The 24,045-nt window shown below is 56.5% G+C and carries 18 protein-coding genes and 3 pseudogenes; 17 read left to right on the top strand and 4 right to left on the bottom strand.

Annotation, left to right across the window (positions count from 1 at the left end):
* Positions 1-27: 27 nt before the first annotated feature.
* From YUU_RS50365 to asnB, 13 genes and pseudogenes are all read left to right on the top strand, one after another.
* On the top strand, positions 28-834 hold the full coding sequence (locus YUU_RS50365) for a sugar phosphate nucleotidyltransferase (protein WP_198031718.1): 807 nt from the start codon (positions 28-30) through the stop codon (positions 832-834).
* 154 nt (positions 835-988) lie between these two features.
* The gene (locus YUU_RS0108510; protein ID WP_245287970.1) at positions 989-1,603 is read left to right on the top strand and encodes a phosphatidylcholine/phosphatidylserine synthase; all 615 of its coding nucleotides are present in this window, start codon (positions 989-991) and stop codon (positions 1,601-1,603) included.
* A gap of 50 nt (positions 1,604-1,653) precedes the next feature.
* Positions 1,654-2,817: a PLP-dependent aminotransferase family protein gene (locus YUU_RS0108505; RefSeq protein ID WP_156944169.1), complete on the top strand. Its 1,164-nt coding sequence runs from the start codon at positions 1,654-1,656 to the stop codon at positions 2,815-2,817.
* 10 nt (positions 2,818-2,827) lie between these two features.
* Positions 2,828-3,319, top strand: a complete 492-nt coding sequence (locus YUU_RS56200) for a GNAT family N-acetyltransferase (RefSeq protein WP_084801369.1) — start codon at positions 2,828-2,830, stop codon at positions 3,317-3,319.
* Between the two features lie 2 nt (positions 3,320-3,321).
* Positions 3,322-4,092, top strand: coding sequence for a class I SAM-dependent methyltransferase (locus YUU_RS0108495; RefSeq protein WP_027522001.1), 771 nt, complete (start codon positions 3,322-3,324; stop codon positions 4,090-4,092).
* 63 nt (positions 4,093-4,155) lie between these two features.
* Positions 4,156-5,502: an LLM class flavin-dependent oxidoreductase gene (locus YUU_RS0108490; protein WP_027522000.1), complete on the top strand. Its 1,347-nt coding sequence runs from the start codon at positions 4,156-4,158 to the stop codon at positions 5,500-5,502.
* A gap of 183 nt (positions 5,503-5,685) precedes the next feature.
* A pseudogene (locus tag YUU_RS61065) lies at positions 5,686-5,914 on the top strand (IS256 family transposase); the annotation flags it as partial.
* Between the two features lie 80 nt (positions 5,915-5,994).
* On the top strand, positions 5,995-6,999 hold the full coding sequence (locus YUU_RS0108475; RefSeq protein ID WP_027521998.1) for a succinylglutamate desuccinylase/aspartoacylase family protein: 1,005 nt from the start codon (positions 5,995-5,997) through the stop codon (positions 6,997-6,999).
* Positions 7,000-7,172: 173 nt separating this feature from the next.
* Positions 7,173-9,062 (top strand): hypothetical protein, encoded by a 1,890-nt coding sequence (locus YUU_RS0108470; RefSeq protein ID WP_027521997.1) that lies wholly within the window; start codon positions 7,173-7,175, stop codon positions 9,060-9,062.
* 331 nt (positions 9,063-9,393) lie between these two features.
* A complete protein-coding gene (locus YUU_RS0108465; RefSeq protein ID WP_027521996.1) occupies positions 9,394-10,161 on the top strand; it encodes a bifunctional 2-polyprenyl-6-hydroxyphenol methylase/3-demethylubiquinol 3-O-methyltransferase UbiG in 768 nt (255 codons plus the stop codon).
* 769 nt (positions 10,162-10,930) lie between these two features.
* Positions 10,931-11,191 (top strand): hypothetical protein, encoded by a 261-nt coding sequence (locus YUU_RS58460; protein WP_156944168.1) that lies wholly within the window; start codon positions 10,931-10,933, stop codon positions 11,189-11,191.
* A gap of 143 nt (positions 11,192-11,334) precedes the next feature.
* A complete protein-coding gene (locus tag YUU_RS0108455; protein ID WP_051389659.1) occupies positions 11,335-12,333 on the top strand; it encodes a glycosyltransferase family 2 protein in 999 nt (332 codons plus the stop codon).
* Complete coding sequence (asnB, locus tag YUU_RS0108450; RefSeq protein WP_027521994.1) at positions 12,333-14,192, top strand: asparagine synthase (glutamine-hydrolyzing); 1,860 nt, start codon at positions 12,333-12,335, stop codon at positions 14,190-14,192. Before YUU_RS0108455 ends, asnB begins: the two co-directional genes overlap by 1 nt.
* A 48-nt stretch (positions 14,193-14,240) precedes the next feature.
* Here the strand turns inward: asnB and YUU_RS58455 are convergent, their stop codons facing one another.
* The 3 genes from YUU_RS58455 to YUU_RS0108440 all read right to left on the bottom strand — a co-directional run bounded on the left by YUU_RS58455 (position 14,241) and on the right by YUU_RS0108440 (position 17,179).
* Positions 14,241-14,699 carry a hypothetical protein gene (locus YUU_RS58455; protein ID WP_156944167.1) on the bottom strand — a complete coding sequence of 153 codons (459 nt, stop codon included), beginning with the start codon at positions 14,697-14,699 and terminating at the stop codon, positions 14,241-14,243.
* Between the two features lie 454 nt (positions 14,700-15,153).
* Entirely contained in the window at positions 15,154-16,050 is an 897-nt protein-coding gene (locus tag YUU_RS50360; protein ID WP_256375272.1) for an IS4 family transposase, read from the bottom strand.
* A 292-nt stretch (positions 16,051-16,342) separates the two neighbouring features.
* On the bottom strand, positions 16,343-17,179 hold the full coding sequence (locus tag YUU_RS0108440) for a class I SAM-dependent methyltransferase (RefSeq protein ID WP_027521993.1): 837 nt from the start codon (positions 17,177-17,179) through the stop codon (positions 16,343-16,345).
* Positions 17,180-19,310: 2,131 nt separating this feature from the next.
* Between YUU_RS0108440 and YUU_RS0108435 the strand changes: the two genes are divergently transcribed.
* The 4 genes and pseudogenes from YUU_RS0108435 to YUU_RS56180 all read left to right on the top strand — a co-directional run.
* Positions 19,311-19,601 carry a hypothetical protein gene (locus YUU_RS0108435; RefSeq protein WP_027521992.1) on the top strand — a complete coding sequence of 97 codons (291 nt, stop codon included), beginning with the start codon at positions 19,311-19,313 and terminating at the stop codon, positions 19,599-19,601.
* 57 nt (positions 19,602-19,658) lie between these two features.
* The gene (locus YUU_RS56185; protein WP_084801366.1) at positions 19,659-20,435 is read left to right on the top strand and encodes a methyltransferase domain-containing protein; all 777 of its coding nucleotides are present in this window, start codon (positions 19,659-19,661) and stop codon (positions 20,433-20,435) included.
* A 62-nt stretch (positions 20,436-20,497) separates the two neighbouring features.
* Positions 20,498-21,103: pseudogene (locus YUU_RS50350) on the top strand (ISNCY family transposase); the annotation flags it as partial.
* A 335-nt stretch (positions 21,104-21,438) separates the two neighbouring features.
* A pseudogene (locus YUU_RS56180) lies at positions 21,439-22,062 on the top strand (IS630 family transposase); the annotation flags it as partial.
* Between the two features lie 490 nt (positions 22,063-22,552).
* On the opposite strand, the gene YUU_RS0108410 reads toward YUU_RS56180, so the two are convergent.
* The gene (locus tag YUU_RS0108410; RefSeq protein ID WP_156944166.1) at positions 22,553-23,662 is read right to left on the bottom strand and encodes a hypothetical protein; all 1,110 of its coding nucleotides are present in this window, start codon (positions 23,660-23,662) and stop codon (positions 22,553-22,555) included.
* Between the last annotated feature and the right edge of the window lie 383 nt (positions 23,663-24,045).

Raw genomic sequence — 24,045 nt, 5'->3', positions numbered from 1 at the left:
CGCCTGCAATCGAAGACGGTTAACATCATGCCCGATGCTCCAAGCAAAGCCATCATTCTTGCAGCGGGACTCGGCTCGCGCCTTCGGCCTCTGACCGAGACGCGGCCGAAGCCTCTAATCGAAGTACATGGTAGGCCGATTTTGCACAACGCACTCGGCAATCTTGCCGCTCTTGGCGTTTCGGAAACGACCATCGTCGTCGGCTATCGAAAGGACGACATCACGGCGTCCTGCGGCGACGCATACGGCAGCATGAAAATAACCTACGTCGACTCTTCGGAATTCGAAAGAACCGGTAGCGCGTATTCGCTGTGGCTCGCGCGCGACACCCTAATGAATGGCGACATATTCCTATTGGAGGGTGATGTCATTTTCGAAAGCTCTGCGCTGTCCCGCCTGCTCGATCATGAAGGCGATGTCGCAGCGATCGACATCTTCGACGAAATGATGACCGGCTCGGCCGTGATCCTCTCTGAGGATGGCTACGTGCGTGAATTCCGTTTAAACCAAAGCAGTGCCGACCTATCGACGGAGCCACTCTATAAGACCATCAACCTCTTCCGCTTCGGCAAGTACACGCTGAAGGAGCACCTCGTTCCGCGACTAGACGCCCTTTTCGCCGCTGGTGGCAGCAAGGCCTATGTCGAACAGGTGCTTGCCTGCTTGATCGCGGATGGTGAGCTGAGGATAAAGGGGGCACTCTGCGATGACCTGAGATGGTTTGAGATCGACAGCACGGCAGACCTCCGTGTAGCCGAGCGGATTTTCCGCAGCCAGAGATCCGGCCTCAGTGGCACGTCCAATCGCGGGGCGGCGACATCAAACAAGGTGTGATGCTGATAGAGCAGCTCGGAAATACCACGCTGCCCGCTGTGACGGGCTCCGTTGGGAGATCGACGGCACGGAGGATTTTCGGCCCGCTCAATGCAAATCCGTCGCCGTATCGCCGTCGTTCGTCAGCCGTGCCGTTTTGGCATCGGATTGCTTGATGCGAAAGGTTTCAATGTTCCGCCAGCTTCTCGATCCGGCAAACGCCGTGACTGCAGCAGGTCTTGTGCTCTCGGCCATCGGTATCAACTTTACAGTAGCCAGCATGCCTGAGATCGGGGTAGCAATCGTGCTCTGGGCATTGCTTGCCGATCACCTCGACGGCGTGGTGGCCCAGCGGACGCGAGGCCGCGTGGTTGAGGCAGGACAGGTCGGCAAGAATCTGGATTCGCTCGCCGACTTGGTGAGTGCCGGCGTCTTTCCGGCCGTCACGTCAATCATCATCGGCCATGGCTCAACGATCTCAGTTGCTGCCGGAGCGACCCTCATTGTGGCCAGCGCCTTGCGGCTAAGCTACTTCAACGTATTCGGATCTCCGGGTGGCCGGTTCATCGGCGTGCCGACCACCTATGCGGTACCGGTAACGGCTATCATGTTTTTGTTCCGTCCGGATATTCCAGAGGCCATCTTCCCTAACCTGTTCGCGTTCGTCCTCGTCGTTCTTGCTGTCCTGCACATTGTGCCCCTCCGAGTGCCGAAGACGACAGGCGTCATGTACCTCGTCGTCACCGCGTTCTGTGTCTGGGCATCTATCATATTGGCAACGAGAACGTAGACGAACTGCTGCCAATTGGTAACGAAATAAATTACCGTTTGGAGGAATTGATGGCCGACTCTAGCATGGATAGTTCGATCGACCTGACCACGGCCCTACCGCCCGCACCGCACATTATCCACGACGCGCTCGAGGAGGCGTTTCGGGAGATTTGTCATTCGGATACGACCGCAATGAACCTCCGTTGCAACCGTCCGGGCGGAGCAAAGGAAGATGTTGAAGCCGGATCGTGCTGGCTTCGCGCCCGTTTCGACGAAGAGCTCGATCCCGACCGTATAGTTGTGACGAATGGCACGCAGAGCGCGTTGAACCTGCTATTTGGAATGATCGAGCCGGGAGCAACGTTGTTCACTGAATCAGTCACTTATGCCGTATTGAGACAACTCGCGACACGCGCTGGGTTGAAGCTGGTAGGCCTACCGGTTGATCAAGAGGGAATAATTCCCGAAACCCTTGACGACGGCTGTCTCGGAGGATCAGGCCAGCGAGCGTTGTTTTGCAATCCGACGGTCCACAATCCAACGACTGCGGTGATGGGGAGCGCCCGTAGGGTTCGCCTCGCAGAGACGTGCAGGAGACTCGGGATTACGATTATTGAGGACGACGTACTAGGCTTTCTGCATCCCGATGCCCCTCTCCCCATAGCTGCACTTGCGCCGGACATTACGTGGTATTGCATGAGCGTCTCGAAGTGCTTTGCGATGGGTTTGCGCTTTGCCTATCTGCTTGCGCCGACCGCTACCCGCGCGCGGAAACTGGTCGCACCGGTGCAGAGATTATCCTGGTGGTTTCCGAACGCTCTATCCGCTCTGACAATAAATCACTGGGTACGCGCCGGCCTTGCGCAGCAAATCATCGATGCCGTAAGGACCAATATTCGCGAACGTCATGCGATCGCATCCGAGATCCTAACGGCTGCCGAGTACGTGACGAAGCCTGGATCGCTCCACATTTGGATGCCTTTGCCAGATTGTATTGAGCGCCATACGCTTGTACACGCCGCAAAAATCTGCGGCGTTCTCATACGTCCTGCAGACGTTTTCGCTGTCAATGACTCTAGAATTCCAAACGCGGTCCGGGTGTCGCTGACGGCGCCGCCGACCACCAAAGACCTCGTCGTTGGGCTCTCAATCCTGGACAAAGTCCTAGGCCGAGAGATCCACAAGACCAGGCAAAGCCCGGTCGACGCTGTGCCTCTGAAGGCACCCGGCTAAGGAGGTGGATATGCACAAAATATCAATGATGCGCGTTCCCCTTTCAGCCGTGATCCCGCTGCGAACATCAGAACTCCGACCGGAAAGACATCCCAGAGACACGATTTCGTCTGGCGATCTTCTAGCGGATAGCATTCACGTGGCTGCAGCACTGCAAGATCAGCTCGTCGGAGTAGCGTCCGCTGTTAGGGAGCAAGCGCCTCCTCCATCGGGGAGTGCTGCCGGGTGGCGCATTCGCGGCGTCGCAGTTGCGAGCCATTTGCGCGATATGGGACTTGGACGGCAACTGGTTGAAAGCGCATGCAATCTGATCACGGACAGAGAAGTCTCAGTCTGGCTGTATGCACAAGAGCGCGTCGGCGGCTTCTACGTGAAACTCGGATTTGTACCGGTTGCTACCCGCGTCCCGCATCACATCTCCGGCCTTGTCGGGTTGTATGAGCTGAAGCTTGGCAATGAGGAAAAAAGCACCTCAAAGCAGCGCCGCAGCGGGAAGGCTTGACGATGGATAGCGCGATCAAATGGGGTGATTTCACGACGAGCGCCCACGATTACAGCCAACGCCCGCCGCACTCTCCAGAACTCCTGAGAACACTATCTTCTGGTCTCCACATCGAAAAGAACCAACGGAACGTGGTTGATTTAGGCGCAGGAACCGGGAATCTGACAGAGACGCTGGTGTCGCTCGGCCTTGGTGGATGGGCTATTGAGCCTGAGCCCGTGATGCACGCCGAGGCGCGCCGTCTTGGTCGCGGACGCGACTCGTTCGAATGGCGCTCCGCATTGGCTGAAGAAACCGGGTTGGATGACGAGAGCGCGAGCTGGATCCTTATTGGAAATGCTTTCCAATTCTTAGACCACCAACGGACGCTCAAGGAATGTAACCGTGTGCTTCGACGGGATGGCTTCCTCACCGTGCTCTGGAACCCCAGAGACTTGGTGACCGATACCTTTCAGCGTTCGATAGATGATCTCGTGCGGGCATCTTCTTCGGCAATCTTTCAGACGTTTACAAACGCCGAGAAGGCCATCGAGCCTATCAATAGCTCGTCGTACTTTGATCCGTTCATATATAGCGATCGCCTGGATTGGCACGAAATGTCACCGGAGACCTTCATGGCGACTTGGCGATCGGCGCATTACGTTCCGAGCCAAATTGGACGGACGGCATGGGTAGCTCTTCTGGAAGACATACGCGCTCGGGTCGGCAGGGTTCAATCATTAAGAACGGCCTGGCGTACAAGAGCTTGGACTTACAAAGTATCCAAAAGCTAAGGAGCCGCCGCCCCGTTCCCGGAGCTCCAAGCATCTTCGTACCGAACGCGAGGAGAACTTATAATGCCCAACCAAGAACGCCCCATCAAATTAGGTCTATTCCTCATAGTCGACGGTTCCCACGAGGCCGCATGGCGGCATCCCGACGCAACCTCGGGGCGAGGGATGGAATTCAAGCGGTATGTCGACATCGTGACCAATGCGGAAAGCAACTTCTTCGACTTTGTTTTTCTTGCTGACACGCTTGGTATCACCTCGGACAACCTCCCAATGATTAGCCGCAACGCGCGCACGGAATGTTACGATCCTATCGTCCTTCTGTCAGCTCTAGCGCCGTTCACACAGGCAATCGGTTTGGTTGCGACCGCCTCCACATCTTACAATGATCCATATCAAGTCGCACGCAGATTCGCCTCGCTCGATCATCTAAGCGATGGTCGGGCTGGATGGAATGTCGTTACTTCCGCGAATAGGTTCGAGGCGCTAAATTTGTCCAATGACGATCTTCCGCCCCATGAGGCGAGATATCGGCGTGCTCGGGAGTTCGTTTCTGTTGTCAAAGGCCTGTGGGATAGTTGGGACGACGATGCATTCGTCCGCGACAAGGCATCGGGCCTCTATTTCGATCCGAGTAAGATGCATGTGCTTGACCATCGGGGGGAACTCTTCTCGGTTCGAGGCCCATTGAACATTCCTAGGCCACCACAAGGTCATCCGGTAATCGTTCAAGCAGGATCGTCGGAAGATGGTCAGGAGCTTGCTGCGGCGACAGCCGACGTCGTGTTCACTGCGCAAGAAAACCTCGCCGAGGCGAGGGAGTTCTACGCGAGGTTGAAAGCCCGGCTCCGGCACTATGATCGGAGCGAAGATGATCTCATCATCATGCCCGGCATATTTCCAGTGGTAGGACGAACCCAGCGCGAAGCCGAGGATCGCTTTGAACACCTGCAATCCTTGCTGCATCCGGACGTTGGCATTCCTTTCATTAGCCGCCTCGGTGGTCTCGACCTGTCCGGGCTTACTCTCGACGACATGCTACCGACAGTTATTGACGTGACCAACTCAAGCAGGAGCAGGCAGGAATTGTTTGTCGCGACCGCGAGGCGCGACTCTCTGACAATCCGGCAGATGTTCATGCGCTTCGCGGGCGCTCGAGGTCATCTGCAGGTCGTGGGTACAGCCGCAATGATTGCCGATTGCATCGAAGAGTGGGTCAGTACCCAGGCTGCGGATGGTTTCAACGTCATGCCGCCTTTGCTGCCAGGTTCGATGACCGACTTTAAGGACTTGGTCATACCGGAATTGCAACATCGCGGCCTGCTTTCGTCTGCCGTAGGCGCGGGTACTCTGCGTGAGAAGCTGGGTCTACGGCATCCCGCCGATCTGTCCCACGCACCAGCGACGCAGTAGTTTGAGCAGTGGGTCTTTATCAGACTTCGTTCAATCCCTTACATGGACACGGTCTAGAAATGAAATGCACCAAAACGCGCGCCATCATTGCGCGGTTAAGTGATGGAAAGTTAAAACGTCTTAGTGCTGTGGTTCGATCCGACTATGTAGCGTTAGCTCGATTAGCAAGATGACCTGCATAAACGCCCGGCGCGCCGCCCGGAGCGCGACGCGCCGAGCGTGGCGGCCAGCATTCACGAGGGTCTCAATTAAATCCTCATGGTCACGGGCCTTGGCACTTTCGCAGCAGCTCCGGCGATCGTTCGCCTCCATCAACATCATCGAGAACATGAACGGCACGATCCGCCGCGTCTGCGGCAACGTCAAGCGATGGCGCGACGCAAGCATGGCCCTGCGCTGGACGATGCTGGCATGCACAACCCCCAAGAGCTTCAACATCGAGCAGGACACCCCCGTGATCGCACGGGACGCAAAGTTTGGGCGAATGCCGCAATGAGATTGAACATAGACATCGATAAACAGGGCAGACAAACGGGAACCATCAGCCTCGCTTCGTCGACGGACGATTCCGCTTATCGGCAGATACAAATACCCGTTGTCGCGTTCCGCAACGGAGACGGTCCGCGCATTCTGCTCATGGCGGGAAACCACGGCGATGAATTCGAAGGCCAGATCATCTTGACAAGGTTGGCGCGCCAACTTGACTTTCGACATGTACGCGGACGCCTGCTGCTTCTTCCCGCCGTCAATCTGCCGGCGGCATTAGCAGGGACGAGAACATCACCTCTTGATAATGGCAATTTGAATCGGAGTTTCCCCGGCGACCCCCGTGGTACACCGACCGAACGTATCGCCGACTTTGTCGAGAAAACGCTGATCCCAAAGTCAGCGTTTCTGATTGATCTTCACTCAGGCGGAAATTCGCTCAACTACGTGCCCGGTCCCAGCATCACTGACATCGAGGACGAAAACGCGCGCTCGCGACTTTTGGGCATCCTGCGTTCCTTCGGATCGCCTGTTGGGTACGTATTCTCGGAGCCGCCAACTACGGATGTCGGCACGATCGGATGCTGTCGCCGTGCCGGAATCGAGCGCCTCGGCACCGAGCTTGGAGGCGGCGGCGGCGTATCGCCGGCCGCGGTCACACTGGGCGAAACCGGCGTGCTACGCGTGCTCACTTATCTTGGGGCACTTGATTCCGCGGCTACCGCAGACTTACCTCCACCTGGCCCGATGAGAATTCTAAGGCGTCCCGGACCGTATACCTACTATTACCTTTACGCAGAGAGCGCAGGCGTCTTCGACCCGTTCATTGAGCTCGGAGCACAAGTCTCGCAAGGCCAACCGGTGGGCCAAATCCTCGCGCCCGAGTTACCTTGGCGCGAACCGATCACCGTCCACGCGAAAGTCGCGGGCACGCTCATCTGCCGGCGCTCCCGAGGTCTTACGCGCAGGGGAGACGGGCTGATGGTCTTTGCTGAAGACCTTCCTTGTTGAACCGATAACAGTTCGACTCCAACGCGGCTCCACGCTTGTTGATATCAAATGAGTAAAAGTGATGCACTCTACCAGTTCTTGGAGGAGATGGCGGGGCTCCGGTCAGTTAGAAGCTCCTTGAGGCTGCTATCCATTGGAATGCGCCTCGTCTACGGGGCTGGCAGGTAGGACCTATGCCAAGAGATGACCGCTTTATCAACGGAAAAACGTATTCAGTTTTGCTAGATCGAACTTTGTTGGGTCTGTCCGCCGTAACCACAGCAATTCTTTTCGCCTGGCTACTATATTACAGCAGTTACGGCTTCCTTCTCGGCACCGAAGGTTTCTACCTCAATTCCATAGCAAACCCGTTCGCCTACGCAATCAATAGCCCGCCGTCCCTTTTCGGTTTCGTCTATTACTGGCCATATCAGTGGACGGGTGGCGACATCACAGTGCTTCGCATTGCCAACGTCACGCTCACTGTGGTGCTCGGTTGGATTCTCAGCCTCCTTGTGATCCGGCGCCTCTGGCCAGTGGGCTGGCCCCATGCGGCGGTACTGTCAGCAGGGATCGCCAGCCTGGCATTAGTCAACTTTAATACCACGTGGTCGCGCACCCCCAACTACAACACGCTGACCTTTCAATCGCTCTTGGTGGTGATGATCGGCTTGCTGCTGGCCGATCGGCCAGGGCGCATCCGCCAGGTCTCGGGATGGATCCTGGTCGGCGTTGGCGGCTGGTCCAGCTTCATGGGCAAGCCGACCACCGCTGCGGCCATTGCCCTCCTCGTTATGCTATATTTCGTCTTTTTGCGCCGAAAGTCGCTGCTGCCCATGCTTGGCTCGGCGCTGGTCGCTCTCGCTCTACTGATCGTTACCGCCTACTTGATCGACGGCGGCATCACCGGGCTGGTGAGCCGTATGGTCAACAGCGCCGATTTTGAAATCCTGCTGGGTGCCCGACACGACGTGTCTTTTATGTTTCGGATCGACTGGCTCGAAACCAGTCGCGCGCAACTCGCTATCACTGTGTTAATGGTGATCGCCCTTCTGCTCGGCATTCTCATGGCGTCTACGCACAAGTTGCTCCTATCACTGGCTCTCGCTGCGGTGTTGATCGTAACAATAGCGATTGCGCTGCTGGGGACCGATCCGATCAGCATCACGCTCTCCACCCTGTTCCTTGTGCCGGCCTTCACATGCCTTGGCGCGATGTTCTATCATGAGGGGTTGGTTCTGCGCACCCAAGCTCCCACCAGCGTCACACTAGCGCTCACGTTTTTGGTCCTGCCGCACTTGTTCGCGCTGGGCTCCAATGTCAACTACTGGTGGGGCGGTTCGAAGGCCGCCTTGTTCTGGATGCTCGCGGTCGTTGCGTTCCTGAGTCCTCTTGGGCAACAGGGGCGCAGCATCGCCACTCTGCTGCCCCTGACGGTGTTGGCGCAGTTGCTCACTGCATCAGTGATCAATACTGCCATCCTCAAACCGTGGGATCAGGTGAAAGATCTGCGCGCTTATAGCGCTGTCACACCCATGCCGGGCGGCGGAAAATTGGTGCTCCCGCAACCCCTCCACGACTATCTGGCCACGGCCAGAGCCCAGGCTCATGCGGCTGGCCTTGAAGTCGGCACGCCGATGGTCGATCTCTCGGGCCGCTCGCCGGGCCTGCTGTTTGTGCTTGAAACGCGAGCCCTCGGTCGACCATGGCTTATCGGGCCATGGGACAGAACCGTAGCACACTTCGGTCAAACATGGCCGCTCGTGCCAGATACCGGCAGTAACGCAGCCGCGGTGAAAGCGCTCGGACTTGAGAGCTGCGCCGATCTGGCCAACGCGTGGTTATTGATCGAGCCGAAGGGCCCGCATCATCTTGACCAAGCCAGTGTCATGGCCTCCTTTGGAGCCCGCCAAGCGGACTACGTCGCCGCCGCTGCGTTCGAGACGCCCATCAATAACGGAGATGATCCGGATGCTTACGGGCAGTTTTTGCTCAAGCCCGTACGCCCCGCCGTGCTGGCGGAGCAATCCTGCCGTGAAGCCAGGCGACAACGGCTGGACAGCCAGAAACAGACCCCATCGTGAAACTGTGATCCTCGTGGTAGCCTTGGAACCCGAATCTCCGAGGAAACCTGCACCGAGACAACTCTCGACGATGATCACACGATTCTCGTCCGCATAACGGGCCCAGCAACCGTTATCTGCGAAAATTGTTTATTCAGGGGGCGAGAGCCGCAATTTTGAGGCGCCCAACGTAGACCAAGCACGGCTTCGGAGCCCGGTTGGAAGCAGCGTCCAAGCACCTACTCGAATGTACTAGTTGTCGCCCCGCCGCAATGCTCGCGCGCTTGGCCATCGCAAGGGGGCCCTAGCCGGCCATGATTCGGGATCTGATGGTTCACTATGCAGGTCTCCAATGATTGATGAAGTGAGCGTTTCCGATCATCCCCGAGTCGGTAGCGAATTTTCGAACAACGAGTTCGATGAAGCCTTTCCGCCTGGTTATGAGAGACACTATTGGCATCGTGCTCGGAGCGCTATTGTGAAGAGCTACGTCCAAGCGTTTTGTGACCGCCGCGAGACGCTACTCGAAATCGGCGCTGCTCGAGGTTACTACGTTAGCGGCTTGCGCAAAGCCGGATTCGACGTGTATGGCTGCGACCTGGGCGATCCATGGGTGCACGAAGAGGCGAGACCGTTTGTCTTTTTGAAGACTGATTTCGCCAGTATTGACAAGGACCTGCGCGACCGAGTGACGACAGTTCTGCTCTTGGACGTACTCGAACACATCGAGCAGCCAGTCACATTTATCGAAGCAATTTTTCGTGCCTTTCCGGCGCTGCGTTCGCTGATCATCACAGTGCCAGCGCGGCAAGAGCTGTGGTCGAACTTCGACGACCATTACCGCCATTTCCTACGCTACGATGTTGCTGAACTTCGCAAATTAGCGCTTCCGTCGCGCCTTTCGATCAAATCGTACAGCTACTTTTTTCATGCTTTGTATGTGCCGGCCTTATTACAGAAGAAACTTGGTATGAACCGCGCGACTGCGTTTGGTCCACCCAAAGCATCCTGGCTGCATGGACTATTGGGAATCGCATTTTGGGTGGAAAGCCAACTTTTGCCCAACTATGTCTACGGCACATCACTGATCTGTGCCTGCGCCAAAGATCCCCCGATCTAAGATCTCCTGGCGCATCAACGGCTCACTACAGATACGGTCGATCACAAGGCGAGGAGGCGAGCAAACCGATTGCCACAGCCGACTAACCACGATAGATGCGGCTGAGGCCGACGCAGCAATCAATGCGAGCCGATCCGGAGGGCACCACGTCGCGCCCCAGCTCGGCATGACCGCCGCCCTCCGGACCTGGGACCAAACCCGCAGCACCATCCGCTTGTCCACTATGTCGTGCCTGAATTGACCTTCACTCGACCGCACACGCTAGGTCGCTCGCCAGCCCGGCTTCTTCCTGCTAGTGCGCGTGCTCACTCGGCTGTTCCGCCGCCTGTTTCTTCAAGAGCTGCAAGAAGAGCTGCAAGTTGCCTTCGGTTAGCCAGTTTGGCTCATTCTGGTGATCTTGTCCATCTCGCCGATCCCTCCGTTCACCAACGGCTCGATGGCTCCGACACGCCAACTAGGTCGTCTATGCCAAGCCGCCATTTGGCGGACCACAACAGGCACAGCCCTTCCTCGGTCGCTATGCGCATCGCGTCGCCATCGCCAACAGTCCAGCCGACTTGATCGAGATGCCATCCTCGTGCGCCGCTATTAGCTCGATGCCGGGTGACACTTTAGCCCCATCTGATCTGGTAGCTCCCCAAGCGACGCATCCAGTGGTTTAGTGCGTTAAATGCGGACCGCAAAGCTGCGCGTAAAACTACTCAGAACCTCCAGTTCGGCCCGATGTCGTCAAGTCGTCTGTCGCGCCGAGTCAACCAGCCGGTCGGGTATGCTTGGCAAGTCGGGTATGCTTGGCAAGTCGGGTATGCTTGGCAAGTCGGGTATGCTTGGCAAACAGAATGAAGAAAAACTCACAACAAAAAACTCACAACAGCTGATCGCCCTTTCTAACGGTGGCCGGGGCAGCGCAAATTCTGAAAACCTCGATCAAGTGATCAACGAGCGCAGGATACAGTTCGATGTGATGCATGAGGCTGCTCTCATAGCCGTCCAACGACATTCAAAAACCGGTCGAACCTTTGGTTTTTGACGTTCGTCCGCTTGACAGCCGACTTAAGGCAATTGAGTTCGTCCAATGCGTCTGGGCCTCGACAATCATCCCGTGCTCGTCGTTAGCGTGATCGAGGCGTTTGAGGCGCAACGATAACTGCACTGGCCCTGAGCAACTAAATCATGATTGAACCAAAGGATAACCGCCGATTGGCTCCTGATCCTGAAGGCCCAGCGATTTCGGTCATCGTCCCGATCTTCAACGAAGAGGGCAGCATCGTCCGACTGTGTGACGAACTGCTGCGCGTGCTCGACAGCATCGGAAGATCGTTCGAGGTCATTTGCGTCAACGACGGTAGCACCGACAGGTCGATGGGTCTATTGCAAGAGATCGCCAACAGGCGAAAAGAGCTGCGCGTCGTGAGCTTTTGTAGAAACTATGGCCAGACGGCCGCAATGATGGCTGGAATAGATTATGCGAGGGGTCGTGTCATCATATCCATTGATGCGGACCTTCAAAACGATCCACAAGATATTCCGGAACTACTTGCGAAGATGGACGAGGGATTTGATGTCGTCTCGGGATGGAGAAAGGAGCGATACGACGCGACGATCCGACGCAATTTCGTCAGCCGTGTCGCCAACAGGATCATCTCGCGGATCTCGGGGGTTCATCTGCACGATTATGGGTGCACGTTGAAGGCATATCGGCGCGAGATGGTTAAGGACGTTCGCTTATACGGCGAAATGCATCGATTTGTTCCGATATATGTGTCATGGATGGGCGCGCGGCTGTGTGAAATTCCTGTGCGTCATCACGCACGCAAATTCGACAAATCGAAATACGGGATAGAGCGTATTCTCAAGGTCATCCTTGACCTGGTTGTCGTCAAGTTTCTGGATCGATACCTTGTAAAGCCGATTTATTTATTTGGCGGCTTCGGATTGCTGTCGCTGCTGCTCTCGATTTCATTGACCGCCCTAATGATATGGCTCAAGCTTTGCGAAGATGTGTCAATGGTCCAGACCCCAATTCTTCCGCTTACTGCGCTGACCTTTCTTATCGGCGTTCAGAGCATCCTGTTGGGATTGATCGCCGAGATCTTGGCCCGCACCTACTTTGAGGCGCGCGAACGGCGTGCGTATACCGTTCGCGAAACTTTTAATTTTCAGACCGACTGATGTGCGGTATCGCGGGTTTCGTAGGACGTGGCGATCAGCTTGACCTCATGCGTATGACACGCGCCCTTGTTCATCGCGGGCCCGATAGTGAAGGCTTCCACATCGATCGCGATAGAGCCGTGCATCTTGGGCATCGCCGCCTCGCTATCAGAGACATCAGCGGCGGCGTCCAGCCGATGTGGAATGCAGCAGGCACGATATGCGTCGTTTATAACGGTGAGATCTATAACCACGAAACGCTGCGCGCAGAATTGGTGGCAGCTGGCCACGTATTTTCTAGCAGCCATTCTGATACCGAAATCCTCGTCTGCGGATATGCCGAATGGGGGACCGGAGTGGCTGAACGCCTTAACGGCATGTTCGCTTTCGCCGTGCTCGATGAGGAACGACAACGCTTGTTTCTCGCCCGCGACAGGTTTGGCGAGAAGCCTCTTTATTATGCATCTCGGCCCGGGGTATTCGCGTTTGCGAGCGAGCTGAACGCCTTGACTTGCCACCGCGACATTTTGGCCAGGCCTTCGACGCTGGCACTGCAAAAGCTGTTTGCTTACGGCTACCTTCCTGCTCCCCACGCACTATATGAGGGTTCGGCGAAGCTTCCCGCCGGTCATTTCATGACGGTCGATCTGAATACGCTTGCTTCGACCATCGAAGCATATTGGCGCTTCGTGCTTGAGCCCGATGAAGACCTTGCGGCAAAAGGAGATGAAGCTCTTGCCGAGGAGCTACGTCATTTGTTGCTGCAAGCTGTCGGCCGGCGATTGGTCAGCGATGTGTCGGTCGGGGTTTTTCTCAGCGGCGGTCTCGATTCAAGTGCCGTATTGGCGGCCGCGGCGCGGGTCCGCAATGGGGGGCCCCTCAACAGCTTCACGGTCGGATTTTCCGAACCATCATATGACGAATCTGAGTTCGCCAAGATTGCGGCCTCGCACGTGGGCTCCCGCCACAATCAACGCATCCTCGATCTGGAGGAGGCACGGGATCTCATTCCTCAAGTTCTCTCAAAACTTGATGAACCGTTGGGCGACCCCTCTATTGTCCCCACCTATCTGCTCTCCGCCTTCACGAGGGCACAGGCAACGGTAGCCCTGTCCGGTGACGGTGGAGATGAACTGTTCGCCGGCTATGACCCGTTTAGAGCTTTGCGGCTCGCCAGCGTTTACAGCCGCCTCGTTCCGAACAAGCTTCATTGTCTTTTGCGCGACCTTGCTGCCTTCATGCCAAAGTCTGCTCGCAACATGAGCCTGGATTTTAGGCTCCGGCGGACATTGATGGGGCTTTCGCACCCGGAATCGGCGTGGGCGCCGACATGGATGTCGCCGCTGGATCCTGCCAATGCCAGAGATCTGTTCGACAAGCCGATGCGCGCTGAGGATGTTTACAGCGAAGCCATGGAGTTATGGGAAATGGGTCCGGCCAAAACACGGGTCGATCGCCTCTTGCAGTTCTTCACAATCTTCTATCTGCAGGATGACATCTTAACCAAAGTTGACCGCGCTTCCATGATGTCTTCGTTGGAGACACGAGCGATCTTTCTGGATAACGACCTGGTAGATTTTTGCCAGCGGTTGCCGCACCGATTTAAGTACAAGAACGGCAAGAGGAAGGTTCTGCTTAAGAAGGCGCTTGGCCCTTTGCTTCCGGAAGCGATCATCCATCGAAAGAAGAAGGGATTTGGAATTCCTTTGGCCGAATGGATGCGTCAAGTACCCAAGACCCTGCCTCTGTCGCCTGTATCCGGCATGCGGCTGCAATGGATCAGGCAAGCTTGGCAGGACCATCTTTGCAAACGCGAGGATCATCGACTTTTGCTCTGGACGTGGTTGAGTTTGCAGAACGTCCTGCATCCTGTCGCGTAACGGAGTCCCTAGCTTTGTATCGCGCCGCATTTGCGGCAGAGGCGAAGATCAAAACGCATTGGTGGTTCGTCGAACGGTGCATTTATTTGCATCGATCTTAGGGGGAAAGCGCTGATCGCGGGCGAGACGGACGCTCAAAAAGCGTTCGACCAGGAGCGGCTCCGCTGCCGGCCGCGCGGCGCTCACGAGCCGGATCCGCGAACAACATCGCTTTCTGCTCTCACAGCATCTAAAAACTGTCGAGCAGTTGGAGGAAAGCATTGTAGCCAAACTGCGGATGCGCTTGCGCCCTTTCGCGACATCAAGAGCGCTGGCAAGCGCCGCTCGAACCGCGTTAAAAACAGTCCTCCTTAGCTCAACTCTACGAGCGTCGCGGCGCCACGCGAGCACCGACGGGCCAAAACCGACCGGCTCGACACCGAGCACTTGATGGGCGCTTTCTTGCGGTGGCTGCACGGCGAACCGAACCATTGCCACTGCGCGGCCTTTGAGATTGTTGCGATCCATGCGGTGCCCCCGGCCTTGAGGTGGCCGATGACTGGTTCGACAATGTGCTACGCTTATCTCGCAGCGGATGGAGCCGTGACACGGCAGACCTGACCGGAGATCCAGATTCTGGGAGCACGAACTGTCCGCCCTTCGGCGATGTCACGGGGGTTAGCGATACTAACCTTGCAGGCGAACTCGTACGGCGCGCGGGATCTCCCCTTGCCGATGCACTCGTCCTCCAGCGCGCGCAACGCATAGACCCGGTGTAGCCCGATGCATCAACCCTGCGTCGGTCGGATGCGCAGCTTCCTTGGGCCGCACCGTCGTATCGACCACAACCCAAGGTGCCGGTCTTGTGCGCCACCGCCAGACTTTCCTGGATCAGCGCGACCAGCTGTCCGAGCCGCTGGCGTTTGTCCATGGGCAACCGATGACAGATCCTGGTATGCGACAATGTGGGAGAAAAGCACTTTCAATTACCCACAATTTTGGGGCCGATCGTGGCGCCCAGCTCGATGTCGGTTAACCGCGATAGCCCGCGCCAGATCACGGTATTTCCTGGAGGCGGATCGCTGGCACGCGCTAAGTACCCTCCAAGCCGCGCGATCTTGACGACATAGCGCGAGAGCGTGCTTCGTCGAGAGTGATCGCCACCTCTGTCTTTCACCAAGTGATCAAGAAGCCTGATTTCGGGATCTGTCAGCGCCGTCTGCGGTAGGGCATTCGGCGAGGAACGATTGAGCATCGTCATCCAGAAGACGCGCCAACTCACAATGCAAAATACCGCGATCAGATTGACCAGACGCTCAGCGGTTCGCAATTTCGACTCCTCCGCCTTGCAGCCCGATTTGAGGATCTTATGGAAGACTTCGATCTTCCACCTCAACGCGTACCATCCGAGCTTCTCAATAGCGTCCTTGCGCGATTGGACCGGGAGATCCGTGAGGAGCTTCCACTCGATCTTCGTTCTCCGCTTCGGCGTTCCCCGCTCTTGAGCATGGATCACGGTTAGAGTGAGTGCGGGATATTTCTTCTGCTTGCCGATCGGCGGCAGAATTCGAAGCTTGCGGAAACGAATTTCGAGAAGCGCTTCATCCGGATCGCCTTTGTCGTCCTTGACCTCGATCCGATGTAGGCCTTTGACCGTAACCTCGTCCATTTCGTCGGCAATTGTATGATTGCCGTCTCCAGCAAGCCGATCAACACAGGTTCGCACCAGGAAATGCGTTCCAACCTCCTCGGCGAGGCAAAACAGCTCATAGATGTCGCTCTCGCGGTCACCGATATGAACACATCGTCCAGGGGCCGCGAGAAGGTCGGTCGATTGCCGTAAATTCTCCAGCCAGCGGATGCTCTCCTTCTGCTCGATCGGAACACGTGTCGGATTGATCTTTCGCTTCAGCGGCGGCCAAGCCGCTCATCCTTAAACTCGCATCCCGCAACTTCCCGATCAATCCACGTCTCGATACCGGTCCTCGATCGCGGAGCACGCGCCTTCGCGCGCTCCTTCAATACCAAGCCCATCGAGCACCCCGCGCTTCCGAATCAAGTGCTCAACAAGGAATCACATCAGATTCTGCAGATTCAAGATTTTGTCCCGGGAGCGTCGTCTAAATCGGCCGTCAACTGTGGGCAATTGAAAGAGAAAAGCACCGGTTACCTTACTGGAATGATGCGACCGTCAATTCAGTGACGAAAGGGATGGTGAGCAACCCATCAATGCCCAAGTGGGCTCTGATAACATTTCGAAGCTCGTTTAGGACGCTCTCCTCGCCGTGTCGCTCGATTGCCCGCTGCACGACAGTATTAGTCAGAGCCAATTCCACAAATTGGTCCCCCGATAATGCACTCTCCCATGTCCAGGACATGAATTCGACGAAATGCACATCCTGACGAGTTTCAAGTTCTTCCGCATAGTTCACGGGGGTGAAGCCACCATTCGCGTTGCCATGGGTGCCACGCGTATATATAGGCAAAATCGATTCGAGGAACGTCTCGTACGACGAAAGAAACTCGTTTCCAATATACCTTCGCTTGTTCATAAGGAGCCCAAGAACTCCATCTGGCTTCAATACTCGCTTTGCTTCGCCGTAAAATAGCATCCTATTGAACCAATTGGCAGATGTGGCGGTGGTGACTAGGTCGCAAGTCGCATCGCCTAGCGGCAACTCTTCCGCCACTCCATCCATATAACGAACGTTGCCTGGGTCGTCCGACGCTGCTTCCGCCACAACGCGCAACGGTGTGGTCGGCTCGATCCCGATGACATCTCCAAGCGGACCGACAAGCTTCGCGATCTGCCTCGTAAATATTCCCGTGCCGCAGCCGACATCTGCAATGCGACATGACTCCCCTGTCGACCGCGATCCGCCCTTGGCTGCGCGGTCTACTAGGTGCGTTATCGCGTTGTCATGATATCTCGGTCGTGACCGGTCATATATTTCTGCAACAAGGCCAAAATATTCTCTTTTTTCGCGAAACCGTTCAATGTTCGTCATCACTTTCCACCTCTCCATTCGCTAGCTGCGCGCTCGGAACTGGCTTTTGATGCGTGTCGAGGATCGCTCCGACTATCCCCTAGGTGCTGCGTACATCCGTTGAGGCAGCCCTACGGAGAGTTCTTCGACGCTCGACCATGTTAGGGAGGACCGGGTACGGGAGGCACAACTCGGTGCATCCACTCCGCACTAGTGCGTTTGACCAGCTGACGTTCATGAGGAATGGGTGACATGCTTCTGTCATCTGAATCAACTACTGGAGTTGGTAGCTGACTGGACTGCGAACTGTTTGCATCCAAAGATGACGCAAGAGACTGGCCACCGCCTCCCCCCCACGCAAACGTTTCCCCGACGATCCCGTTTCTTCTTCACGCGATCCAGTGCGGCGAAAAATCACCAAGACAATTCTCCGACAATCAACCGTCATCGCTACGTGGGGCGGCCGACCTTCCAATTACCCATAATTTTGGCAGCTATTGCGGCTCTCAGTTCGATGTCGGTTAGCCACGATAGCCCGCGCCAGATCACGATATTACCTGGAGGCGGATCGTCGGCTCGGGTCAAGTGCTCCTCTGGTTCGCGCGATCTTGACGACATAGTGCGAGAGCGTGTTTCGTCGAGAGTGATCGCGCCATTCCTGTGTTTCACCAAATGATCAAGAAGCTTGATTTCGGGATCTGTCAACGGCGTTTGCGGTACGGCATTCGGCGAGGAACGACTGAGCATGGTCAACGAGAAGCCCCGTCAACTCACAATGCAAAAAACGCGATCAGATCAACCACGTTCAGCGGTTCGCAATTTCGATGCCTCAGCTTTACAGCCCGATTTAAGGATTTTATGGAACACTTCGATCTTCCTCAACGCGTACCATTCGATCTTCTCGATGGCGTCCTCGCGCGATTGGATTGGGAGATCGGTGAGGAGCTTCCACTCGATCTTCTTTCGCCGCTTCGGCGTTCTCCCTCTTCAGCATGAATCACTGTCAGAGTGAGTGCGGGGTATTCCGTCTGTTTGGCGATCGGCGGCAGAATTCGAGGCTTACGCAAACGAATTTCGAGACGCGCTTCATCCGGATAGCCTTTTGTCGTCCTTGACTTTGATCTTTTGCAGGCCTTTGACCGTAACTTCGTCCATTTCGTCCGCAAGGTGCACACCACTGTACTCGCATGACTGCTATGACCACTATTTACGGGGTACTCCAATCGCGGCGCGCGGCGAGACGCGTTCAAACGATCTAACCGACCTTGGCGAAAGCAGTCGAGGCGATGGCGACGTTCGATTCGTCACATTATCTATCCGATCTGCGCCCGCATCACGCCGGATGGTACGAGTGACGCGCGCCGCGCATGAACAATGCGGCGTTATGGGGAAGCATCACGATTCAGGCCATAACCTCGCGTATGCATCCCACCGATACTATCACACGCTCGGTGGAACACGTTTCTGCAGACCCTCCATAGCCAGCCGATGCGCCGTCAACGATGTGTGTGTCAGAGGGCATTTCTTCTTAGTCGGGCACACTACGGCCCGACTAACGACCTCTCCACAATCCCATCGGCCAGGTAAAAGATCAATTCGAGCAATCTCCAGAAGTCGCTCCGCAAAACGCAATCATGAAGGGCTCAAGCTATGTCCCTCAAACGTTGTGAGTTCCCTTCTCTAATCTCCTGAGAATAGCTGCGAGTCTGTGCCGGATCGGTACAGCCCCATGGACCGTGCAGGTCGCCACGAATTCGGGCCGCCACCTACTTAGTCGCTACTGCCACTGGACCGTGCTGCGACCACAACGCCCTTATGCGCTGTAACCCTACCTGACTTGGTAGCTGCCAAGCCACCTCGCCGTGGTTTAATTCATTTGGACTAGGGGGACGAGCGAGCTGCCCGCAAGATTTGTACAGACTCTCGAGTTCGCCCCGATGTCGTCAAGCGCCTCATTTTTGCGGATCGGCTGCGCATGTGCCCGCTTGGCTGCCGATTGAAGTTTGTTGATTCCGTGCGATGCTCGCACCTGGTATCCATCGGTTGAGTGACGCAGGATTTTCCGAAACAAGTTCACAGATGAAATATTGTCGAAGTTCTCAAAGGCATCTGGCGCACCAACGATGAAGCTAAAGCCGCGGAAACGAAGCGGATGACCGAAAAACAACACGTAGCGCGCGAACGCACACTGACCGAGCCGACCTTCGCCGAACTTGTGCAGGCGATGAACGTCGACGATTGGGCGAGCGCGCTTTCGGTGGTCGAAGATGCCGTCGCGATAAGGCCGGAAGAGGTCAACTTCCGCGTGGTTCCGGCAGATCTATTGTTTCACAAAATGCACGACATGCGGCCCTGCCGGCTGAGAATGCTTGTTACGGAGGGCGCGCGACTCCGCAAGCCAAGTCCGCTAAGGTGCCAAGACGCAGCCGCCGGAGGAAATTGACTGCATTTATCTCAGCCCCCTTTCTATCGCTGATCAGGTCAAACGAAGCGCTGAGAGATGAGTGAGCTGCATTCCTATTCAGAGGACTTTTTTGAATACACTGAGCGCGGTGCAATTTCATCCGCGAAGGAACTCGTAAGGCTCGTTGTGCCGCTATTGCAACCTTCTTCTGTCCTCGACGTTGGTTGCGGACGTGGTGCGTGGCTTCGCGAGTGGAAGGCTGCCGGCGTCAAAACGGCAAAGGGCGTAGACGGGCCCTACGTTCGGGTTGAATCGCTTCACATTCCACGAGAAGAGTTCTTACCTGTGAATCTATCAACTCCATTTCGCGTTGGCGACAAGTTTGACTTGGTGACAAGTTTCGAGGTTGCTGAGCACCTCGATCCATTGTGTTCCGACACTTTCATATCTAGCCTCACTGCGCATGGCGACTTGGTTGCGTTTTCGGCGGCCACACCTGGGCAGGGTGGGGAAAACCATATCAACGAGCGCCCCCTTGTGTTCTGGCAAGAACGGTTCGGCTCCCTTGACTACGAGGCTTACGATGTCATTCGCCTTGCGCTCAAAGACAACAAAGCAGTGGAGCCCTGGTATCGGTTCAATACGATACTGTACGCAAAGAGGGATATCGCTGATCTACTGCCGCATGGAGTTCAGAAGACCCGGATCGCACCCAACGGGATTGAGGAGATCGGCGATTTGGGTTGGCGATTGCGAAAATCAATTCTACGCTCTCTACCCGTCTCGGCCGTAACTAAACTTTCTAGGATGAACTACTTTTGGTTGAATCAAACTCATGGAAGAGTCGCCGTCCATAAACGGTTAAGATTCTGAAATCACTTAGCGAAGCGGAATGTTCGCGCGTGAAGTGAAACTGGGCGGTTTCGGGTAGGAGCAATCAACATCGCGAGTTGCTCGGGTTGGTGATGAATGATCTGCGTTGCTGCGAGGTTCGACCAACGGGCCGCGATGGCCTGTCGGCGGAAGCCGTGGCGCACTGCCCGCTGCTGACACAATATCGGCAATTGTCTTACGTGGAGCTGGCGTTTCATATTGGAGGAGTCCGCGTCGTTTATCACCTTTTTCCGGCTGCCGCTCGGCTGGTTGCGAAGCAGACGGTGCTCCACAAGACGATTAGTGCGATCCGTGCGGAGACCTTGGAGGCGATCAACCGAACGCTAATCAGCTACGCACGCCAGGAGAAGTTTGAAGACGGAACTGTGGCGCGGATCAACAGTACGGTGACCGCAGCGCTGATGCATGCGCCGTCCGATAGTTCGCTGTTGTGGGATGCGGTGCGGGTGATGGTGCGGCTTTTGAAGCAGACGGGCAAACTGCCCGGCGCCGCGCAGATCGTCTGGCGCAATCATCGCACCTGGCCAAGAAGCGCGCTCAGACGATCCAGCACTGCCGCGGTGAGAAACAGGGCCACACTCTATCGGGACTTGATCGCGGCAACCCGCGCCACCGTCGCCGCACTTCAACAAGCACTGCAACATCTGGTCCACTGCATGACGATCGAGGCGATCGCCTTGCGGCGAGGTCGAGAATTGTATGCCGCTGGTTGCACGCCTGATCGACCCAAGCCGAGCGCCGCGTTTTGCCGGTGAGGCGCGCCGGTCGGCGGGAAGCTGGTGCGCCTGTTATGACATCATCGTCAAGGGCGGCCGTAAAGTTCAGTAGGGCCATAATCACCACCGGACGAACCGGCTTGATTCTAGATGTCGTTGTCGAGAGCGAAAACCGGCCGACGCCGAGCGCTTTCTCCCGATGCTCGAACGGCACGTCGACCAATACGGCGCCGCTCCGCGCAAACCCGGGATCGGCCAGGCGACCTATTTCAACTGGAAAAGTATTTGTCGAGAAGCTGCGCGACGTGGTCGGGCTCTATCTCAATCCGCCTGACAAGGCCGTAGTGCTTTGCGTCAATGAGAAGAGCCAGATTCAGGCCCTCGAACGACCCTAGGCTACATCGAAGGTGTCACCCACGACTACCAGCGTCATGGCACGACCACCCTGTTCGCCGCCTCAACGTGCTCGACGGCGCAATCATCGCTCAATGCAAACCCCGCCATCGTCACCAGAAGTTCCTCGCCTTCCTGCGTCACATCGAAGCTAATGTGCCGGCGCAACTCGACATCCATCTCGTCGTCGACAACTACGCCACCCACAAGCATCCCAAGATCAGGGCCCGGCTCGCCCGCCGTCCGCGTTGGCACATTCACTTCACACCAACCTACGCTCCCTGGTTTGACCAGGTCGAACCCTTCTTCGCACTCATCACCCAACGCGCAATCCGACGGGGATCGTTCGATTCCACCGCCGACCTCGTCAAAAAAAATCGACCGCTTTATCCGCACCCACAATGCAGATTCACGCCCCTTCATGTGGACCGCTACCGCCGATTCCATCCTCCAGAAACTCGCGCAACCTTGTCGGCGAATTTTCCGGGACAGAACACAGGGCGCGGAAGCAGCTTCATCTATGCCGGGCTGACTTCAGAGGGGCTTGTCCCTCGAGCGCGATTGTTCCAGCTCTCACGGATGAAATTTCGCCACGGGCGCGATCTCGGCGTCGCTCAAAACATCGCGGAAGGCTTCATTGTTTCCCAGCTTCGGGTCTGAATGTCTTGCGGCACACATCGGCGTTGTAAAGGATGACCTTGATCAGGACGCCGGATTCCCTCTCAGGACAATTGCATTCCCTTCAAGCGGAGGACCTGTGAACATGCCGCCACGGCGGGACGCTGCATAGCATGTTTCGCGGGAGCTCTCATCAACAAGTCTCGTTTGCGACTCAATTCGGGATGAAAGTAGGTGATGCAAGTGTGCCCCAGTTTGGTCTTTCTCCGCGTCGGCCGCCTCCTCACTCGAATGGACAATCACGCGCCGGCGCTCAATAAAGAGAGACCAGCCGAACCGTCACGTGATGGGAACGAGTGCATCAGATTCCTATTCCGCCTGAAGGCCCGCAGATTCGGCTGACAGAAGTTGTACCAAGGTCACTTGCAAACGTTGTAGCTGCTTGCACAAGTCTGCGATATGTAGCGCGCTCTGCTTCGCGCCTTCGCGTCCGATAAAGAAGAAATGGCCGCCCTCCACATAACGACAAAGTCGGGTTTGGAGTTGCAGCGCTAGGTCTCGCAGCTCGCTCCAGACTCCGTCGAGCGCGGACGTTGAGCTTGCAGCAGAATACTCACAGAACAGTTTTTGGCTGTTCAGGAAACCCCATGTTGCCTGATCCGTAAGAGCGTGCCGCGCGTCGGTCGTGCGCGTAGGCGCAATCGCGGCCGTGAAGGGATACTCGGGGTAGGCAAAAGTCCCCAGATCGACGATTGTGTCGAGCAGAGAATTGCGTTCAAGTCCGGTTCGCTGATTGGGTTCGCCCCGTAAGCGGATCGGAGTGTTCACGAGATAGTACGACGCGTATGCGGCCGCGCCGATGATCTCCTTCCCTCTCCAGTTGATGTCGCGAAGAAAGGATGCGCTACGGGCAGAAAAACCTGCATCATCATTCCCGGTTCTCCAGAAGCCCTCCGCCGTTAGTGGCACTCCTTCCGGTTCCGCTGGAACCATACCGGGCATTGGCGGAGTCGCTGCAAGTGCAATGAACCCCGGCATCTCGAGACCCAAACGGCGCGCAGCAACATGGAATGCCCGGCAGGCCCGTCCCGCCATGCTCCAAGCGATCGGCACGATTGGAGCGCGCGAACCTCGTGTTCGGATGATTTCGAGCGTTATCGCCGCGGCGGCGTTTGCCCAATCAGTCACCGTCAGATCAGGCAAGCGACGCCGGAAGGCGCGATGATCGGACGGATAGGATAGGGCGATGAAGCCCATGCCGTGCTCCTTGAGCCAATGGTCGAGAAAATCCTCGCCCCGGCTGCCCGGGTGACCGTAAAAAATTCTTGCCATATGGCCGCCGCCTGGAAGCCCGATGATTACGGGAGATCCCGGCGATCCCGCGCGGAAATATGCGATGGCAGGAACACCGGAGGCTTCTATAAGAAACTCCGATGGCAACAGGGCCTCTGGCTCGTGGCTTGTTGAATTTGCGACCATTGTATTTGTTCCTTATTGCCGGAAGGCGCATCAGAATCGGTCCGTTGCTGGTTCAACACTGGAGGTCCTCAGTCATCCGCCTGCCCGCAAAACCTCGTGCATACCGACAGATAGGAGCATACCCGCGACCTATGGATGTGAACTGTTCGCGCGAAGGAACCTCAGGCGTGAGGAGTGGTCCGGATCTTGGACTGACGAGACTTGCGCGCCCAGGTCGACGAAGGGCTCGAAGCGCCTGCGCTCTCGGCTTGAACAGGCGGTGAATGTCCAGGTGCCTTCGGAGCTTCGATAATTATCTCAGGCGATCTGGCGGCGCTTCGATTGTTGCAACTGGAATGATCACGAGGGAGATCTGCATGGTCGGCGCCGACGCTTCTTGCCTT

The sequence above is a fragment of the Bradyrhizobium sp. Ec3.3 genome (assembly GCF_000472925.1).
GTDB lineage: Bacteria > Pseudomonadota > Alphaproteobacteria > Rhizobiales > Xanthobacteraceae > Bradyrhizobium.
This window is presented reverse-complemented; position numbering and strand designations above follow the sequence as displayed.

Coding starts and splice junctions, on each gene's coding strand:
- YUU_RS50365 (WP_198031718.1), top strand. CDS start 28: ATGCCCGATGCTCCAAGCAAAGCCATCATTCTTGCAGCGGGACTCGGC.
- YUU_RS0108510 (WP_245287970.1), top strand. CDS start 989: ATGCGAAAGGTTTCAATGTTCCGCCAGCTTCTCGATCCGGCAAACGCC.
- YUU_RS0108505 (WP_156944169.1), top strand. CDS start 1,654: ATGGCCGACTCTAGCATGGATAGTTCGATCGACCTGACCACGGCCCTA.
- YUU_RS56200 (WP_084801369.1), top strand. CDS start 2,828: ATGCACAAAATATCAATGATGCGCGTTCCCCTTTCAGCCGTGATCCCG.
- YUU_RS0108495 (WP_027522001.1), top strand. CDS start 3,322: ATGGATAGCGCGATCAAATGGGGTGATTTCACGACGAGCGCCCACGAT.
- YUU_RS0108490 (WP_027522000.1), top strand. CDS start 4,156: ATGCCCAACCAAGAACGCCCCATCAAATTAGGTCTATTCCTCATAGTC.
- YUU_RS0108475 (WP_027521998.1), top strand. CDS start 5,995: ATGAGATTGAACATAGACATCGATAAACAGGGCAGACAAACGGGAACC.
- YUU_RS0108470 (WP_027521997.1), top strand. CDS start 7,173: ATGCCAAGAGATGACCGCTTTATCAACGGAAAAACGTATTCAGTTTTG.
- YUU_RS0108465 (WP_027521996.1), top strand. CDS start 9,394: ATGATTGATGAAGTGAGCGTTTCCGATCATCCCCGAGTCGGTAGCGAA.
- YUU_RS58460 (WP_156944168.1), top strand. CDS start 10,931: ATGCTTGGCAAGTCGGGTATGCTTGGCAAGTCGGGTATGCTTGGCAAG.
- YUU_RS0108455 (WP_051389659.1), top strand. CDS start 11,335: ATGATTGAACCAAAGGATAACCGCCGATTGGCTCCTGATCCTGAAGGC.
- asnB (WP_027521994.1), top strand. CDS start 12,333: ATGTGCGGTATCGCGGGTTTCGTAGGACGTGGCGATCAGCTTGACCTC.
- YUU_RS58455 (WP_156944167.1), bottom strand. CDS start 14,699: ATGGATCGCAACAATCTCAAAGGCCGCGCAGTGGCAATGGTTCGGTTC.
- YUU_RS0108440 (WP_027521993.1), bottom strand. CDS start 17,179: ATGACGAACATTGAACGGTTTCGCGAAAAAAGAGAATATTTTGGCCTT.
- YUU_RS0108435 (WP_027521992.1), top strand. CDS start 19,311: ATGACCGAAAAACAACACGTAGCGCGCGAACGCACACTGACCGAGCCG.
- YUU_RS56185 (WP_084801366.1), top strand. CDS start 19,659: ATGAGTGAGCTGCATTCCTATTCAGAGGACTTTTTTGAATACACTGAG.
- YUU_RS0108410 (WP_156944166.1), bottom strand. CDS start 23,662: ATGGTCGCAAATTCAACAAGCCACGAGCCAGAGGCCCTGTTGCCATCG.